This is a genomic window from Marinovum algicola (assembly GCF_900109145.1).
Taxonomy (GTDB): Bacteria; Pseudomonadota; Alphaproteobacteria; order Rhodobacterales; family Rhodobacteraceae; genus Marinovum; species Marinovum algicola.
Map to the genome: position 1 here is coordinate 1 of NZ_FNYY01000004.1, position 16880 is coordinate 16880.

The following is a 16880-nucleotide window of genomic DNA, read 5'->3' on the forward strand; positions in this document are numbered from 1 at the left end:
TCTGTCAGCCAGAAAAGATCGGACATGTTCACCGCTCGTTTTTCGAACCGTGAATCACGCCGACAGGCGGAAATCAATGGGTCCTGACCCTAGGGAGATGAACATTGACCGCGGAACGGTGAGCAAGCGTCGTGCAAGGTTAACGGCAAGAGGGTGAGAACAGCACGCCAAGGGCGGACAGCAGATTTTCGGCGATGCGGCATTGCCGTCGCAGCATTTCGTCAGAGCGGACGTTCATCTCAAGAATCGTGAAGGCCGTGATCCATTCCGTCTTGCGACGCCAAATGTCTCAACAGTTACTGAGTTTGCCGTATCCTCAAGCGGTTCTCGATCTCTGTTTGAATGTCGTAACGGGTATCGATGGCCAGTTGCAGCGTAACGGCTATGGCGAAGCGGATGTCTTCGTCTGGGCTCAGTCCGCCACCCGAAGAGTCGCTGCATTGTACTCGGATTGGTATGATCGCATCTGCGCCGAATGTGGGGGTCAAGACGCGCGCGTGGGATAGCCGACGCGACCATACGGTTCCTTTGGTAATAGCATTTGACGTCGGAACGTCACCCTTCATCTTAAGTCGCCATTCCTTATCTGGTTCATCCCCTTCATCAGCGGCAACCGCCTCAAGGCGTGCGAGCCTGTACCTTGCGCGAGCGATATCGATAGGAGAGAACCAGGCAAGTGTGACGAGGAGCGATCTATGCACCCGGTCATTTGACAATGACTGAGGCAGCGGCATTTCGAAGACCCGTGCACCATCTTTGCGGACTGTGCCGAGTCCGACCAACGTCGCTCCCTTGGGCGGCCCTTCGCTCATAAGGTCTTCGTTTACAAGGCCATAACCGTATCCGGACAGGACCTCAGCACCGGCATGTTCATGGTGCTGGCCTGACGCCATTTGGGAGCTGCGAAGGTCTGCTGCGCTTTCTGGCCAACGAGCCCCGTGGACAGTCAGGGTTCGCGTCAGAAGCGCCATGTCGCGTCGAGGGAGTTCTTGTCCTTCGTAGGCGCCGTCTGGGCCTGTCAATGCAGCGGCCGCTTGCAAGATGGATCTGGTGGTGAGCGCGGCTGCACAACTTGTGCCGCATGCCCAAGCTCGGTGACCGGATACTGCGGACGATTGCGGTGGCGCAGCGACAAGGAGGCCGGACGCGGGAAGGGCATTTGCTACCCGAAGGTTTAGATTTCCGCCACTGGAAGAAATGCGGACATCATGACGGCCGCCGACTGCCAATACATCAGGCTTGATGGCCCGGTATGCACCAGGCCCAGCCGCTGACGAAACCGCTGGAACCACCGATGCTGCGTCATGAACAGAGAGCACGCCAGCAGGCAGCGTCCCGACACCCTTGGCGGCGCTGCTCGTCGAAGCGGCACCAACCGTAAGCACGTTCATGGCTTCTGCTGGAGATAGCAGAGTTCGCCTATGCCGTTGGGCTCGCCGTGCTTCATCCGCCAACGCTTGACGAGTCTCGATGGCCGCATCCTCAAATGCGGTGGCGTTGATCCCGGAGACTGTTAACGCATCGCCAACATTTCCGGCCGATACGACAAAGAGAACGCCGGCCCTATATGCCCACCAGTCAAGCAACCGGGCCAAGGCGCTCAAGCGGCCCGTGAAATGCCCATTCATCACGCCGATGGAGAGATTCACGACGAAGGCATCAGGAGCAATCGGGTTTTGGCCCTCTAACGCCGCAACAAGCGCTGTATGGATGACGTCGACGAATAGGCGACTTTCAGGCGAAACTGCAGCATTGTCATTGTCGACGAGCACGGGAACCGACAGAAGTCTGCTGTCGGAAACTGGTACACCATCAGCGTCCAAATCACCTCGAAGAATCAACGAAGACATTGAGGTCGCATGACGACGCTGCCGAACCTGTGACAGGCGCACAAGATCATGCACATCCTCGATGTAAACGCCATCGTTCAGATCAGGATGTGCCGCAATGGGGGTGCCATCCAGAAGCAGTGCGCGAGCTGGGAGTTCAGGGTCAAATTGAGCGTCATGCCGATCTCTTGATTCGTGCCCCGGGCCAGCGTCCCCTGCTTCGTCTTCAACCGGTATCGATTGGGCTATGGTTTGAGGTAAGATAAACTGCAACCCGTCCAACGTCGCCAGCCCTTCCGGCGCGGCGGGATTGTCCAGCATCTCTCGGACGGCCCCAGCGGGCATCGATACCAGTAGAGCGTCATAAACGAAATCGATCTCGGAGATTACGCTGCGCGCAATTATGTTGCCCCCGAAAGCTTCAACCCGTGCTTGAGCTTCTCGTCGCCATTGATTTCGGCGCTCATCGCTGCGCGTTGGCCAAATCTCAAGTTCGAGGCTAACGGCGACTTCGTCGTCGAAGGGTAAACGATCACGAATGATTTCGCGTGCCTCGCGTGTCAAACGATCCTGTGGTCCCCAAGGACGGAGTTCAGCCAATAGGTCAAAGAGATTGCGCCAAGGAGTTTGACCGTCCGGAAGGTCTTCACCTCGCCTGTAAGTTCGCCAAAGCCGACGTAAGGTCTGCAATGAGCCTTCAGTGGGCATCGTGGCATATAGAGTTGGATTTGCGAACTCGATTCCATCGATTGGCATCCCGTCAGGGAGGGCGTAATCGTCTTCGAGGTCCACCTCAGCCAGCACCTCAATACCTGCATCGCGCGCCACTCGAATGAGATTTGCGATCGGAACGGCAGAGACAAACACCATCGCGCGCTCGGGCGCTATTCCAGCAGGATCTGCCCGAAGCGAGACGCTGGCATCTTCGCCTTGAAAAGCTTGATCGAGGCGTGAGAATTCTCGTTCAAAGCGCTCAGCCTGAACCGTGTGGCCACCTGCAGCGCGCCGCGGACGGGGCATCTTGGGTGGAGAGCCTTGGATACGCTGAGCCGGCCGCTCTCTAATCGGAAGGGGGAGGATCGGTCGCTCGGTCATGGAAATCACCTTCTGGTGCTCGGCCGGATTGGTTGTGCCAAGCACGTATTCGATCGTTGATCAATGTTCTCAATGTTATACGTCCCTGTGCAAGAGCGCAGCGACGATGTAAGTCATGAAAAAAGGTCTCGGCCTCAGAAAAGCTGAGTGGCGCTACCGCTTCTCTGAGACGCTTCGGCGTATATCCACCCGGACCATCGAATTCCCGAAGTCGCTCAGCAAAATAGGACGTCATGTGCTCATCATCGGGGCGATCGAGCGTCAGACGGATTTCGAACCTGCGCCACGTTGCGCGGTCCAGTAGCTCGGGATGGTTGGTGGCTCCAACCAGAACGCAGTAGGATGGGAGATCGTCAAGCTGCAACAACAGCGAAGTGACCAGTCTCTTTATTTCGCCGGTTTCGTGCAGGTCCCCTCGTTCCTTGCCGATCGCGTCGAACTCATCAAAGAAGAGGACGCAGGGCTCGGTTCGGACATAATCGAACAGCCTCCGGAGCCTTTGAGCGGTTTCACCGAGGTAGCTGGTGATGACCGCGTCATATCGAACGACGAACAATGGCAAGGCAAGCTCAGAAGCTATGGACTCCGCCAAGGACGTTTTGCCGTTGCCCGGCGGACCAACAAGCAGCAGCCGATGCCGGGGTTCATATCCATGTGCCCTTAGTACATCGGCGCGCGCCTGCTCTTCGATGAGTTCAAGGCACGCATTTCGGTTTGCTTGGGTCAGATAGAGCTGAGACAATGCTCGCTCAGGATGGCGGCGATCAATTCCGCCCGAGCCATCTCGAACTCTTAGGCTGCCGTTGGCCGGGCGTCCTGAAATATTGGAGACAGGCGCAGCAGAAACCGCTTTGGCAATACGATCAGCGACGCCAGTGTGCTTCTTCGCGCGCTCCTCAGCCGCGATGGCTTCAGCAGTAACCCGGACGGCGTCCTGGTTACCCGATACTCCGGCCTTGACAAGTTCGACGATCAGCTCGCTGCGCACAAAATTCTCCAGTCCGGTATCTGACCGATTTCGTACTTCTATGACGGATTCTAAAGAATGTCATCCGATTAGCCGTTTTTCTTTCCGCAAGAGCGTTGACCTAGGCGAGGCGACCCTCTTGGGCAATGCCGCGTCCGCATCATCGTTCGAAGTTTGAACGACCGTTTCGGCGGAACCGCACCGCTGCGCGCCGTGTGATCACAAGTGGCCACTTTGGGCCGAAATTTCCGCGACAACGCAGCGAAGCGTAGGCTCGCTGTGTCAGCCATTAGCCTTGTCGGCAACCTTAGGGTTCCGGGCAGATTCCACGTTTTCATGAAGCGGCGCACCCGCATGGCGGGTGCAGATAAGGTGTTTGCCCTCTAGCGGCGGGCAAACCGAGCCAGAGCGCGGCGGCACCCAAAGGGCACATCGTGACGCCAAAGGGCAAATGCCCTGACTATCGACACTTGTTTCATTGGTCGGAGTGAGAGGATTCGAACCTCCGGCCCCTGCCTCCCGAAGACAGTGCTCTACCAGGCTGAGCTACACTCCGACCGTGACCGGCGGATTACATCGGTGCTTGCGGCAATGCAAGAGGTTTCAGTCGCTTTTCCAGCGCTTCAGGATCGCCGACGTGCGAAGGCTGCCGGGGCTGTAGCCGCGACTGCGGTTGCGCAGCACCGGCGTGTTGCTGGATTTGCCGCCGCGGCTCTCGCGATAGACGATGTAGAGGCCGGAAAGGATGATCAGCCCGGCGCCGGAAATCGTCGGCCGATCCAGGCTTTCACCGAACAGCAGAAAGCCGAAGAAGGTGGCCCAGATGATTTGCGAATATTGCATCGGCGCCACGATGGCCGCCTCGCCGAAGCGATAGGCGGCGATGACACACATGCTGGCGGTAAAGCCCAGCAAGGCCATGATGCCGAGACCGCCGAGATCCAGCATCGGCATCGGCACATAGACAAAGGGCAGTGCCAGGCCCATCAGGATGAAATTGCCCGCCAGCGGATAGAGCAGCAGCACAACGGTGCGCTCTTCCTTGCCGATCTTGCGCACCACCACCGAGGACAGCGCGTTGCAGAAGGCAGAGCCCAGCGCCGCCGCATGGCCCAGCGTCAGCTCCTGCGCACCGGGCCGCAGCACCACGATCACCCCCAGCAGCCCGATCAGCACCGCCGCCCAGCGGTGCGGGCCGACGCTTTCGCCCAGCATCGGGATCGCCAGCACGGTAATCAGGATCGGCGCGGCAAAGAGCAGCGTGTAAGTCTGGGCAAGGGGAAGCACGGAAAAGGCATAAAACGCCAGAAGGCCCGCCCCCAGCGCGCCAAAGACCCGCACCGAGACCCACCAGGGATGCACCGGGCGCAGGTTCTCGCGGGTCGGATCGCTCATCAGCACGAAGGTCAGCAACGGAAAGCTGAACAGCCCGGCAAAAAAGATGATCTGGACCGGCGAATAGCTGCTGCCGAGGTATTTCACCACGACATCATGCACCGAAAACATGGCAAAGCCCAAAAGGGCAAAGAGCAGGCCTTTGATGTTCATGGGGTCTCGCAGAAGTTCTGGCCGCGGCCAATTTGCGTCATGCACGTGTTACGGCGATTTGACGCCGGGGATCAAGCCCCGGGGCGGCGCGGCCCGGACCGGAGCCGCAAGCCGTGGCGTGATCGCCCCGCGCGGGGGCGATCACGCGGTCTGGCTCAGAGCGAGGCGTCGAGCGCCGCGAGAACGGCGTCGCCAGCCTCGGAGGTCGAGGCCGGCTTGGCGCCTTCGGCCTGCAAAAGGTCGGCGGTGCGCACGCCGTCGGCCAGCACCTTTTCGACAGCCTTTTCCAGCCGGTCGGCCTCGGCGCCCTGGTCGAAGCTGTAGCGCAGCGCCATGGCAAAGCTCAGGATACAGGCGATCGGGTTGGCCTTGCCCTGCCCCGCGATGTCGGGCGCCGAGCCATGCACCGGCTCGTAGAGCGCCTTCGGCCGGCCGTTCTCCATCGGCGCGCCGAGCGAGGCCGAGGGCAGCATGCCGAGCGAACCGGTCAGCATCGCCGCGAGGTCCGACAGCAGGTCGCCAAAGAGATTGTCGGTCACGATCACGTCGAACTGCTTGGGCCAGCGGGTGAGCTGCATGGCGCCGGCGTCGGCATACATGTGCGACAGCTCGACATCGGGGTATTCCGCCTGATGCACCTCGGTGACCACGTCGCGCCAGAGCACGCCGCTTTCCATCACATTGGCCTTTTCCATCGAGCAGAGCTTGTTGCCACGCTTGCGGGCCAGTTCGAAGGCCGACCGGGCGACGCGCGCGATCTCGCTCTCGGTGTAACGCTGGGTGTTGATGCCGACGCGCTCGTTGCCTTCCTTGATCACGCCGCGCGGCTCGCCGAAATAGACACCCGAGGTCAGCTCGCGCACGATCATGATGTCGAGGCCCGAAACCACGTCGGTTTTCAGCGACGAGAAATCCGCCAGCGCGTCGAAACATTGTGCCGGGCGCAGGTTGGCATAGAGGTCCATTTCTTTGCGCAGACGCAGAAGGCCGCGCTCGGGCTTGAGCGAGAAGTCGAGGGTGTCGTATTGCGGCCCGCCCACGGCGCCCAGCAGGACGGCATCGACCTCCTGCGCCTTGGCCATGGTGTCGTCATGCAGCGGCGTGCCGTGTTTGTCGTAGGCGCAGCCGCCGACGAGATCTTCGCTGACCTCGAACTTGAGCCCGCGCTTGTCGCCGTACCAGTCGATGATCCGGCGGACCTGCTGCATGACCTCGGGGCCGATGCCGTCACCCGGCAGGATCAGAAGGGAAGGCGTGCTCATGAGGCGGTTCCTTTGTCACAAAAACGTTCCCGCATCGCCTATCCAATGCCTGCCGGAGGGTCAAGAATGACGAGGCCCGCGCGCCTCTCGTCCCGCGCGCGCCGGACCGCGCTCCGGGGCCTCCGGGCCAAGGGGGAGGCCCCGGATCAGGTCCGGGACGGGGTCACCGGCCCGGCGGCCAGTCGATATCAACCCAGACCAGCGCATGCCGCGAGGCCCGTGCCGCCAGGCTGTCGGGCGCCGGCCAGCGGGTGCCGCTGCCGAGCACCGTCAGATCGGCCGCGGGCAGGACGTAATCGACCCGCAGGTTGCCCGGCACCGGATCGGTCCAATTGGCGGTGTCGCGCGCCGGATCGCCGCGCTGGCCGGGAGTGGCCTCTTCCGCGGCGGCCGGATCCCGCGGAGCCGGGTCTTGCAGGCGCGGGTCGGCCAGCAGCGTGCGGATCGCCGCATGGCGGCCCTCGCCATCCTCGGGGTCGAGGTTGGCATTGCCCATCAGCACCAGGTTTTGCGGCACCGCCCCGAAAGCGCCGTCGAGATAGTGCCGCCAGAAGATCACCTCGTCGTGGTTGCGCCGGCCGTTGCGGTCCTCGGGCCCGTCGAACACCGGGGGCGTGGCGGAAAAGGCCAGCACGGTCAACTGGCCGCCCGGCAGGGTCAGCGGCACCGCCCAATGCGCCACGCTTGACAGCGGCAGCACGTCCTGCGCCGCCGCCGGGAGCTCCGCCCCCGCCATCAGATTGCCCGGCAGGTCGCGCCAGAGCCGCGCCGAGAAATCCCGCGCGCCCGCCGCCAGCGGATAGCGTGACAGCAGCGCCATGCCGTTGTCGCCGGTGAAAAAGCCGAAGCCCAGCGCATCCTCGGGCTCTTGCCGGCGCCCGTCAGCATCGAGATCCACCCCGATGTCGCGCCCGGCATTCTGTGCCGGTGCGAAAAGATGCGGATAATCGGGTCCCGCCGTGGCGATCCGGTCGCGCAGCGCGTGCAGGCTCAGCAGCGTCAGGTCATGGTCGATGTCGGTGAGCAGCAGGATATCGGGCCGCACCTCGGCCAGCAGCCGCACCACCGCCGCGACCTGCGGATCCTCACCCTTGCGGATATCGCGCAGCAGCAGGCCGGGCCCCTTGCGGCTCAGTTCCACATGCCAAGTGGCAAGGCGCAGCGGCTCGGCGCCAAGCGGCGGCCCGACCAGGCAACAGAAAAGAAGGATCAGCCAGCGTGCTGGGCGCGCGCATAGGCGCGGCGGCGCTTTTCCTCGATCAGGTCGGCCACCCGGCCCATGGCGATGCCGCGCATGATCATGCTGGCGGGAATGAAGGCCCATGCAACCATCGTCCATACAAAGCTCTGCGAGTCAAACAGCGTGAAGGCATCGAACACCCCGGAGGCCAGCCGGATACCGGCCGGGATCACGAAGGGCAGGACAACCCCTGCCGCGATGTTGAGCCAGCCGTCGCGGCGCAGCCGGGGCAGCACGTCGCCGCCGGTGGTCGGATCGAAAAGCGGCAGGTTGACCCAGACGTTGAACGCCCCGTTGCGCGACGGCCAGTCATAGACATGCACCAGAAGCGCGAACGTGCCAAGAGCGGTAAGCGACATGGCATAGACCATCGCCGCGCCGTCGCGGGCCCGCTCGATCAGCTCGAGGCTGGAATCCGTGGGCAGGCCGTAGATGAAGATGCGCACCGGCGAATACGGCAGATCGAGCAGTTCGCCCATTGCCGAAGCCCCGCGCGAGACGATGCCGGTCAGCACGCCGGGATGCCCGGCATGACGGGTCAGCCAGGTCAGGCAGATCACCATCAGCATCAGCATGACAAAGCGCATGCGGTTGAACGGCGGCGCGTGCCGGAACTCGACAAAGCTGGGGTAGGACGAGGAATATTCGGCAAAGACAAAGACCGCCGCGAGGAGCGCGACCAGCACCGATATCTGTGCGCCATCGGAACCGTTCGGGCCCAGCATCAAAGCTGGCAGAACCACCAGGCTTGACACCAGCAACGCCCGTACCGCCGCACCGAATATGCGTGAAATCACTGCCCCGTTCCCTTCAATCCGGTTGGACACGGTACGATGCCGTGCCCTTGTTCCAGTTTGATGCCGCTTGGGTTCTGCGGCCTGCCTCATTCTTGCCCAATTGTTGCCCCCTTTCGGCCGGTCTCTCAACCGTCTGTTCACAGTATTGAAACTATTCGGGCAATTTCGTGGGATAGGTGGTGCCCGATTGCATCAATAATAGGGCAGGAAAACGTCAATGAAAACAGCGCACACCAGATGTAGCGGCGCATAGGTATAGGGATACAAGCCCCACCATATTCCTTCGAATTGCCGCCCTATTCGAAAGTATCGCTGCAATCGTCTTTCGAGCGCGATTGCGGCGCCCCCTCACAATCGCATCCGCCTGTCACCCCGGTCACGGGGCACCATCTTTCCTGCTCCGAGGGAGCCTGATTCGCGCAATTCTACCTTTGGGTGATAGGTTGCCTCGGGTACGCTCCGCTCGGGTCGCGCCTGAAGCGGCCGGATAGATCAAGGGGAGACCTCCATGAGAACGCTTGTCGCAACCGCCCTGCTGAGTCTCGTTCCGGGTGCGGTTCTGGCCGCCGGCCATTCCGACGCCAGCACCTTTCCGAACACCTGCTCCAACACCTCGTTTCAATACGGCGCTGACGGCGGGGCCGAGATCCACGCCACCTGCCTGCGCGCCGACGGCTCGCCCAACCAGACCAGCATCGCCATACCGGCGATCGCCAACAACAACGGCAGGCTCGAGATGTCGGGAGACGTCGCCAGCTTTCAGAAGAGCTGCGGCAACATCATGCTCGAGACCAATATCGACGGCGTGACCCTGACCGCCAACTGCCGCACCGAGGCCGGCACATTCGAAGAGACCTCGATCAATGTGCCCGGCATCGGCAATTCCGACGGCACCCTGTCGAACTGAACGGGGCCGCAACAAAAAACGGCGCGGAGGACCGCGCCGTTTCCGTGACCGTCGTGCAGGCCGTGGGCCTCAGACCCAGGGACGCTCCTGCGCCGCCTTGGCCTCGAAACTGTCGATCGAGGCTTCCTTGGCCATGGTCAGCCCGATGTCGTCGAGGCCTTCCATCAGGCAATGTTTCTTGAAGGCATCGACCTCGAACGTGATGGTGCCGCCATCGGGGCCCTGGATGGTCTGGTTTTCCAGGTCGATGGTCAGCTTGGCATTGGCGCCGCGCTCGGCGTCATCCATCAGCTTGTCGACATCTTCCTGCGGCAGGACGATCGGCAGGATGCCGTTCTTGAAGCAGTTGTTGTAGAAGATGTCGGCGAAGGAGGTGGAGATCACGCATTTGATGCCGAAATCCTTCAGCGCCCAGGGCGCGTGTTCCCGCGACGAACCGCAGCCGAAGTTGTCGCCGGCGACGAGGATCTCGGCGTCGCGGTACTGCGGCTTGTTCAGCACGAAATCCGGGATTTCCGAGCCGTCGCGGTTGTAGCGCATCTCGTCGAACAGGTTCTTGCCGAAGCCGGTGCGCTGGATCGATTTCAGGAACACCTTGGGGATGATCATGTCGGTGTCGATATTGACCAGCGGCATGGGCGCCGCGGTGCCGGTGAGTTTGGTGAATTTTTCCATCGGTTCTTCCTTGTCGGACGGTGCGCAGTACATGCGCACCCTACGGGTGGGGCGTAGGGTGTGCGGTTTCCGCGCACCTGTGCCGTTACATCATCTCGCGCACATCGGTCAGGTGGCCGGTCACTGCCGCCGCCGCCGCCATCGCGGGGGAAACGAGGTGGGTGCGGCCCTTGTAGCCCTGACGGCCCTCGAAGTTGCGGTTCGAGGTCGAGGCGCAGCGCTCGCCCTCGGACAGCTGGTCGGGGTTCATCGCCAGGCACATCGAACAGCCGGCCATGCGCCATTCGAATCCGGCTTCCTTGAAGATATCCGCCAGGCCCTCTTCCTCGGCCTGGGCCCGCACGAGGCCCGACCCGGGAACGACCATGGCCCGCATGCCGTCCTTGATCTTCTTGCCCTTGAGGATCTCGGCCGCGGCGCGCAGGTCCTCGATCCGGCCGTTGGTGCAGGAGCCGATGAAGACCGTGTCGATCTCGATCTCGGTCAGCGGCTGGCCCGGCTTGAGGCCCATGTAATCCAGCGAGCGTTTCGCCGCATCGACCTTGCCGCCCTTGAAATCCTCGGGCGCCGGCACCTTGGCGGTGATCGGCAGCACGTCCTCGGGCGAGGTGCCCCAGGTCACCACCGGGGCGATGTCTTCGCCCTTGATCGTGATCACCTTGTCCCAATGGGCGTCATCGTCGGAAAAGAGCGTCTTCCACCAGGTCAGCGCCGCTTCCCATTGCGCGCCTTTCGGCGCGTGCGGCCGGCCCTTGATATAGGTGAAGGTGGTCTCGTCCGGCGCGATCAGGCCGGCGCGGGCGCCGCCTTCGATCGCCATGTTGCAGACCGTCATCCGGCCTTCCATCGACAGGTCGCGGATCGCCTCGCCACAATATTCGATGACATAGCCGGTGCCGCCGGCGGTGCCGGTCTCGCCGATCACCGACAGGGTGATGTCCTTGGCGGTGACACCGGGGCGCAGCTTGCCGGTGATCTCGACCTTCATGTTCTTGGATTTCTTCTGGATCAGCGTCTGGGTGGCCAGCACGTGTTCGACCTCGGAGGTGCCGATGCCATGCGCCAGGGCGCCAAAGGCGCCGTGGGTCGCCGTGTGGCTGTCACCGCAGACCACGGTCATGCCCGGCAGGGTCCAGCCCTGTTCCGGCCCGACGATGTGCACGATGCCCTGGCGAACGTCGCTGACCGGGTAGTAATGCACGCCAAACTCCTTGGCGTTCTTGTCGAGCGCCTCGACCTGGATGCGGCTTTCGGGGTTGTCGATGCCGTTCACCCGGTCGGGGGTGGTGGGGACGTTGTGATCCGGCACGGCGATGGTCTTTTCCGGCGCGCGCACCTTGCGGCCCGCCATGCGCAGGCCTTCAAAGGCCTGCGGGCTGGTCACTTCGTGCACCAGATGGCGGTCGATATACAGCAGGCTGGTGCCGTCTTCGGCCTCATGCGCGACATGCGCATCCCAGATCTTGTCATAGAGCGTTTTGGGGGACATGGCTGGTCCTCTCCCGTTCAATTAATCATCATTTCAGGGGCGGATTGGCAAAAGGCCGCTTATAGCCGTGCGAGAACCGTGAAGGTCGCACCGAAGAACCGCTCGCTCAGGCGGGCGCGGTCTTGAATATCCGTCAGCATTTGCATAGCTGGCCCTTACAGGTTGGGCGAGATTCTCGCAAGCCTAAGCGAAGGTTTCCCGGAAAACGTGATCCCCCTGAAAGCCGGGGCCGGGGCGTGGGCGGGGTTGAACAATGAGCAAGCTGAGCGTGATCTATCTGGGCCTCTGCGCCGCGGTCCTGACCGCGGGGCTTGCCGTGCAATCTGTCCAGGGCGGCGCGACACCCTCGCAGACCGGCTTTTCGGAAAACACCCTCCGCGCGGTGATCGACGCGACCGGCCAGGGGCCGCATTAGGCGCCCCTGCGGCGCCGCGCCATCGCAGCACTCGAAACGTATTGTCCCGGCAGCGCCGGTCGGGCCGCCATGGCCCCGGCGCGTTGCGCCTGTGGTCCGAGCGGCGCCTAACCGCCCGCCCGACAAGGCTTGTCTGGTGAAACCTGACGGTGCAAGCTGATCTTCCCCGCACCAGGAGCCCAGATGGACCCGCAGACCGACCCCGCCAACGCAATCGCCCTGCTCGAGGGCTTTCTTACCAACGCGCAGGCCTGGGCCGAGTTCTATTTCAACATGCTGCTGCGCCCCTGGATCCGCTATCAGGTGCTCATCGCGGTGACCCTTCTGGCGGTGGCCTGGGGCGTTGGAAGCCTCGCCCGTCCGCGGCTGCACGACTGGATGCGCGGCCGCGAAGGCTGGCCGCGCTGGCGGATGCGGGTGCTGGTGATCGTGCATCGCCGGCTCAGGATGATCTTTTTTGTCGCCCTGATGTGGATCGCCGTGCTGATCATGCGCGAGGTGACCTGGCCCTCGCGCTCCTACCTGCTTGCGATCTTTGCCAATCTTGCCGCCGCCTGGCTGTTTGTCGTCTTTGCCACCCGGTTGATCGACAATCCGCTGTTGCGCACCACGGTCCGGTACGGCGCCTGGATCTGGGTCACCCTGTCGATCCTCGGGCTGACCGCGGACACCCAGCGCCTGCTCGAAGGCCTGGCAATCACTCTCGGCGACATGCGGCTTTCGGCCTGGCTGCTGGTGCAGGCGTTGGTGATCCTGACGGTGACAATTGCGCTGGCGCGCTTCATCGCCAAGACCACCGCCACCCGGATCCGGCGCAACGAGGATATCTCGCCCTCGATGCAGGTGCTGGCGGTGAAATTCCTCCAGGTGGTGCTTTACGGCGCGGCCTTCTTCATCGGGCTCAACATGGTCGGCGTCGACCTGACCGGGCTGGCGGTGCTCTCGGGGGCGATCGGCGTCGGCCTCGGCTTCGGGCTGCAAAAGGTGGTGTCGAACCTGGTGTCGGGCATCATCATCCTGATCGACAAGTCGATCAAGCCGGGCGATGTGATCAGCCTGGGCGAGACCTTTGGCTGGATCAACGCGCTCGGCGCGCGCTATGTCAGCGTCGTCACCCGCGATGGCCGCGAATACCTGATCCCCAACGAGGATCTGATCACCGGCCAGGTGGTGAACTGGTCGCATTCCTCGGATTTCGTGCGGCTGGATATCTTTTTCGGCACCGCCTACGGCGACGACCCGCACAAGGTGCGCAAGCTGGCCATCGCGGCGGCCTCGGGCGTCAAACGGGTGCTGGAACATCCCAAGACCCCGGTTTGCCATATCGTCGGCTTCGGCGACAGTTCGGTCGATTACATCCTGCGCTTCTGGATCAGCGATCCGACCGGCGGGCTGACCAACATCCGCGGCGATGTGTACCTTGCGCTTTGGGACGCTTTCCAGGAAAACGACATCTCGATCCCCTTCCCGCAGCGCGAGGTGCGGATGCTCAATGACCGGGCGGAGGAAACCGAGTCCGGCGGCATATTGCAACCCTGAGCCCAGTTTCATTGAATTGTGACCCTCGGATTGCTAGATTGAGGGTACGCCAAGCGCCGGGCGATGCGGCGCGAAACCAAGGAGGACCGAGTCCTGACTCTTACCGTTGCGGCAAATTCTGCCGTTCAAGGCGCGCCCCGTACGGGCCAACATGCGGAAGTCACCAGCGAAGAGCTGCTTGCGCAAATCCTGACATCTCTTTCCGACAGCAAGGCCGAGGACATCGTGGAGATCGACCTCCGCGGCAAAACGGCCATGGGCGACTACATGGTGATCTGCTCCGGCCGGTCGTCACGTCAGGTCGCGGCGATTTCGGAAAAGCTTGTCGACATGCTCAAGGCCGATCTTGGCCGCAGCGCCAAGACCGAGGGCAAGGAAACCGGTGACTGGGTGTTGATCGACACCGGCGATGTGATCGTTCACGTTTTCCGCCCCGAGGTGCGCGAGTTCTACCAGCTGGAGAAGATGTGGCTGCCGACAGGCGAAGCCGCGTCGCGGCCCACGGGCCACTGACCCAGCCGGATGCGTGTGCATATATGCGCGGTGGGCCGCCTCAGGGCGGGCCCCGAGAAGACATTGATCGAGGATTATGCCACGCGCTTCGACAGGACGGGCCGGGCTCTCGGGCTGGGCCCCGTGACCTTTCACGAGGTCGAGGACCGCAAGGGCGGCGGCATGCCCGCCGAGGCCGCCCTGTTGCGCAAGGCGCTGCCCGATGGCGCGGTCAAGCTGGCGCTGGACGAGCGCGGCAAGCTGATGAGCTCTCCCGACTTTGCAGATGTCCTTGCGCGTCACCGCGATGATGGCCGCGGCGATCTGGCGCTGATCATCGGTGGCGCCGATGGCATCGACCGCGGGTTGCGCGCGGAATGCGACATGGCGCTGTCTTTCGGCAAGATGGTCTGGCCGCATATGCTGGTGCGGGTGATGCTGAGCGAGCAGCTGTATCGCGCCGCCTCGATCCTGGCCGGCGCGCCGTATCACCGGGTCTGAAACGCGCTCCTGCCCGCCCCTCACGCCGACGTCTCATCCGAAGCGAAGTCAGATCGGCGTTGTCAGAAAAGACGCTTTGCGCGGCCCCTGCCCCGCACACGTAGCCACGGCGCCGCTTCGGCTTAGCCGCAATTGCTTGCGGCCCGTGCGCAGCCGGGCGGCGCCGTGGCATGCCGTGCTGCGGCCCGTCGGGCCGCCGTGAGGGTGGTCGCATGCAAGACAGGGACACAATGCCACAGATCCGCTGTCACCGCAATGCCACAGCCGTCAGTTTACTGGCTCCAGAAGGCTGATAAAGGTATCGCCGTACCGGCGCGCCTCGAGCAGATCGAATCCCTCGGGCGCGACCTGTGCCGTGCTTTCCTCCCAGACGATCAGCGCATCGGCGGCGATCCAGCCGCCGGCTTGCGCCGCGGCCAGCGCCTTGGCGCCCAGCGCCTTGCCATATGGCGGATCGAGAAAGACCAGATCGAACCCCGCCCCCTCGTTTGCCGGAAGCCGGGTGGCATCGCGGGCGATCAGCCGCGCCCGCCCGGCCTCGCGCAGCAGCGCGATATTGGCGCGGATCAGCTTTTGCGCCTTGCGGCCGTCATCGACAAACACCACCTCGGCGGCGCCGCGCGACAGCGCCTCGAACCCCAGCGCGCCGGTGCCGGCAAAGAGATCGAGCACCCGCGTGCCATCGAAGGGCGCGCCAAAGCGGCCGCCGCCCAGCATGGAAAACAGGCTCTCGCGCACCCGGTCGGTGGTGGGCCGCAGATGCGCGCCGGCGTCGCCCTTGCCCACCGGGGTCAGGGCGCGGCCGCGGTGCTCTCCGGCGATGATCCTCACCGTTTCAGCAGCTTCTTCAGATCGCCGTCGGGGGTGTGCACCTCGTCGCGGGTGATGGTCTTGCCGGCCTCGATCAGCCGCTTGGCCACCATGTAGCCGCGGGCGTCGTTCATCGCGTCGACCGCCACCAACTGCGCGCCGTGGAAATACCAGAACGAGGTGCGCCCATCGTCGCCATGGCGGGTCTCGACATGGTCATAGCCGGTGTTGAGCCCGGCAATCTGCAACTTGCAATCGTATTGATCCGACCAGAACCACGGCTTGGCGACATAGTCCACATCGCCGCCCATCATGTTCTGCGCCACAACCTCGGCCTGATCGATGGCATTGGGCACGCTTTCCAGACGAATGCGTGTGCCCCGATAGGGAAAAGAGGTGCAATCCCCGGCCGCATAGACATCCGGCGCCGAGGTCCTGCCACGAGCGTCGGTCTTGATGCCGTTGTCGATCTCCAGCCCGGCCGCCTCGGCCAGCTCGGTCGCCGGCACGATGCCGACCCCGACAACCGCCATGTCGACCGCGATCTCGCTGCCATCAGTGAACCTGGCGCCGCTGACGTCGCCGTCGCCCAGCAGACGTTCGAGCCCGACACCTTCGCGGATATCAACCCCGTGGCTTTTGTGCAGCGCCCGAAAATGGTCCGAGGTCTCCCTCGCCGCCACCCGTTGCAGGATGCGCTGGCCCATCTCGACCAGGGTTACCTGCATGCCCTTCTTGGCCGCCACCGCCGCCGCCTCGAGCCCGATGTAGCCGCCGCCGACGATCAGCGCCCGCGCCCCCTCGCGCACCTGCGGCGCCATCGCGTCGACATCGGCCAGGGTGCGCACGGTAAAGACATTGCCCAGATCGCCGCCGATCGCCGCTGGCAACCTGCGCGGGTGCGACCCGGTGCAGAGCGCCAGCTTGTCGTAGGCCAGCCCCTCCGCGCCCAGCGACACCGTCTTGGCGCCGACGTCGAGCTCCGTCACCTCGGTGTTCAGCCGCAGCGTGATGTCCAGATCGTCATAGAAGTGCGCCGGCCGCAGATAGAGCCGCTCCTGCGCCATTTCGCCCAGCAGATAGGCCTTGGACAGCGGCGGCCGTTCATAAGGCGGCACCGGTTCCGCGCCGATCAAGGTGATCCGGCCGTCAAAGCCGCTGTTGCGCAGCTTGGCAACAAGCGATGCCCCGGCCTGCCCGCCGCCGACCACGATGAAATGCGCCATGGGCTGTCCTTTCGCTGAAATCCGAATATCTTGCTGGCCCTCGCCGCGGCAAAGCCTATATCGGGCGTCACGGCGAACGCAATTCGAA

At 63.2% G+C, this 16880-nt stretch carries 15 protein-coding genes and 1 tRNA gene; 5 read left to right on the forward strand and 11 right to left on the reverse strand.

The window, feature by feature from the left end; translation table 11 throughout:
* Positions 1–296: 296 nt before the first annotated feature.
* The 7 genes from BMW90_RS26125 to BMW90_RS07190 form a co-directional block, all read right to left on the reverse strand.
* Entirely contained in the window at positions 297–2924 is a 2628-nt protein-coding gene (locus BMW90_RS26125) for a S8 family serine peptidase (RefSeq protein ID WP_083415986.1), read from the reverse strand.
* Positions 2890–3912 (reverse strand): AAA family ATPase, encoded by a 1023-nt coding sequence (locus tag BMW90_RS07165; RefSeq protein ID WP_074835823.1) that lies wholly within the window; start codon positions 3910–3912, stop codon positions 2890–2892. The genes BMW90_RS26125 and BMW90_RS07165 overlap by 35 nt, the downstream gene beginning before the upstream one ends.
* A gap of 458 nt (positions 3913–4370) precedes the next feature.
* Positions 4371–4447, reverse strand: a tRNA-Pro gene (locus tag BMW90_RS07170).
* A 47-nt stretch (positions 4448–4494) separates the two neighbouring features.
* A complete protein-coding gene (locus tag BMW90_RS07175; protein ID WP_048533071.1) occupies positions 4495–5439 on the reverse strand; it encodes a DMT family transporter in 945 nt (314 codons plus the stop codon).
* A gap of 155 nt (positions 5440–5594) precedes the next feature.
* The gene (gene leuB / locus BMW90_RS07180) at positions 5595–6701 is read right to left on the reverse strand and encodes a 3-isopropylmalate dehydrogenase (RefSeq protein ID WP_074835824.1); all 1107 of its coding nucleotides are present in this window, start codon (positions 6699–6701) and stop codon (positions 5595–5597) included.
* A gap of 163 nt (positions 6702–6864) precedes the next feature.
* Complete coding sequence (locus tag BMW90_RS07185) at positions 6865–7842, reverse strand: endonuclease/exonuclease/phosphatase family protein (RefSeq protein WP_244526452.1); 978 nt, start codon at positions 7840–7842, stop codon at positions 6865–6867.
* A gap of 68 nt (positions 7843–7910) precedes the next feature.
* Entirely contained in the window at positions 7911–8738 is an 828-nt protein-coding gene (locus tag BMW90_RS07190) for a hypothetical protein (RefSeq protein ID WP_048533074.1), read from the reverse strand.
* Between the two features lie 508 nt (positions 8739–9246).
* On the opposite strand from BMW90_RS07190, the gene BMW90_RS07195 reads away from it, so the two are divergent.
* On the forward strand, positions 9247–9645 hold the full coding sequence (locus BMW90_RS07195) for a mannose-binding lectin (protein WP_074835826.1): 399 nt from the start codon (positions 9247–9249) through the stop codon (positions 9643–9645).
* Positions 9646–9714: 69 nt separating this feature from the next.
* Here BMW90_RS07195 and leuD read toward each other — a convergent pair whose 3' ends face one another.
* Both leuD and leuC read right to left on the reverse strand, forming a co-directional pair.
* Positions 9715–10320 (reverse strand): 3-isopropylmalate dehydratase small subunit, encoded by a 606-nt coding sequence (gene leuD / locus BMW90_RS07200; protein ID WP_074835828.1) that lies wholly within the window; start codon positions 10318–10320, stop codon positions 9715–9717.
* Positions 10321–10405: 85 nt separating this feature from the next.
* Positions 10406–11809, reverse strand: coding sequence for a 3-isopropylmalate dehydratase large subunit (gene leuC / locus BMW90_RS07205; protein ID WP_048533080.1), 1404 nt, complete (start codon positions 11807–11809; stop codon positions 10406–10408).
* A gap of 253 nt (positions 11810–12062) precedes the next feature.
* Between leuC and BMW90_RS26660 the strand changes: the two genes are divergently transcribed.
* The 4 genes from BMW90_RS26660 to rlmH all read left to right on the forward strand — a co-directional run bounded on the left by BMW90_RS26660 (position 12063) and on the right by rlmH (position 14756).
* Entirely contained in the window at positions 12063–12224 is a 162-nt protein-coding gene (locus BMW90_RS26660) for a hypothetical protein (RefSeq protein ID WP_158499046.1), read from the forward strand.
* A gap of 183 nt (positions 12225–12407) precedes the next feature.
* Entirely contained in the window at positions 12408–13763 is a 1356-nt protein-coding gene (locus tag BMW90_RS07210) for a mechanosensitive ion channel family protein (protein WP_082154538.1), read from the forward strand.
* A gap of 63 nt (positions 13764–13826) precedes the next feature.
* Positions 13827–14276: a ribosome silencing factor gene (gene rsfS / locus BMW90_RS07215; protein ID WP_082154539.1), complete on the forward strand. Its 450-nt coding sequence runs from the start codon at positions 13827–13829 to the stop codon at positions 14274–14276.
* Positions 14277–14285: 9 nt separating this feature from the next.
* Positions 14286–14756, forward strand: coding sequence for a 23S rRNA (pseudouridine(1915)-N(3))-methyltransferase RlmH (gene rlmH, locus BMW90_RS07220; protein WP_074835829.1), 471 nt, complete (start codon positions 14286–14288; stop codon positions 14754–14756).
* Positions 14757–15023: 267 nt separating this feature from the next.
* Here the strand turns inward: rlmH and rsmD are convergent, their stop codons facing one another.
* Positions 15024–15587: a 16S rRNA (guanine(966)-N(2))-methyltransferase RsmD gene (gene rsmD, locus BMW90_RS07225; protein WP_074835831.1), complete on the reverse strand. Its 564-nt coding sequence runs from the start codon at positions 15585–15587 to the stop codon at positions 15024–15026.
* The gene (locus tag BMW90_RS07230; protein WP_074835832.1) at positions 15584–16792 is read right to left on the reverse strand and encodes an NAD(P)/FAD-dependent oxidoreductase; all 1209 of its coding nucleotides are present in this window, start codon (positions 16790–16792) and stop codon (positions 15584–15586) included. Before BMW90_RS07230 ends, rsmD begins: the two co-directional genes overlap by 4 nt.
* Positions 16793–16880 lie beyond the last annotated feature (88 nt).

Excerpts from the sequence above, each read along its gene's own strand:
- BMW90_RS26125 (WP_083415986.1), bottom strand. The coding sequence starts at position 2,924 with ATGACCGAGCGACCGATCCTCCCCCTTCCGATTAGAGAGCGGCCGGCT.
- BMW90_RS07175 (WP_048533071.1), bottom strand. The coding sequence starts at position 5,439 with ATGAACATCAAAGGCCTGCTCTTTGCCCTTTTGGGCTTTGCCATGTTT.
- leuB (WP_074835824.1), bottom strand. The coding sequence starts at position 6,701 with ATGAGCACGCCTTCCCTTCTGATCCTGCCGGGTGACGGCATCGGCCCC.
- BMW90_RS07195 (WP_074835826.1), top strand. The coding sequence starts at position 9,247 with ATGAGAACGCTTGTCGCAACCGCCCTGCTGAGTCTCGTTCCGGGTGCG.
- leuD (WP_074835828.1), bottom strand. The coding sequence starts at position 10,320 with ATGGAAAAATTCACCAAACTCACCGGCACCGCGGCGCCCATGCCGCTG.
- leuC (WP_048533080.1), bottom strand. The coding sequence starts at position 11,809 with ATGTCCCCCAAAACGCTCTATGACAAGATCTGGGATGCGCATGTCGCG.
- BMW90_RS26660 (WP_158499046.1), top strand. The coding sequence starts at position 12,063 with ATGAGCAAGCTGAGCGTGATCTATCTGGGCCTCTGCGCCGCGGTCCTG.
- BMW90_RS07210 (WP_082154538.1), top strand. The coding sequence starts at position 12,408 with ATGGACCCGCAGACCGACCCCGCCAACGCAATCGCCCTGCTCGAGGGC.
- rsfS (WP_082154539.1), top strand. The coding sequence starts at position 13,827 with ATGCGGCGCGAAACCAAGGAGGACCGAGTCCTGACTCTTACCGTTGCG.
- rlmH (WP_074835829.1), top strand. The coding sequence starts at position 14,286 with ATGCGTGTGCATATATGCGCGGTGGGCCGCCTCAGGGCGGGCCCCGAG.
- BMW90_RS07230 (WP_074835832.1), bottom strand. The coding sequence starts at position 16,792 with ATGGCGCATTTCATCGTGGTCGGCGGCGGGCAGGCCGGGGCATCGCTT.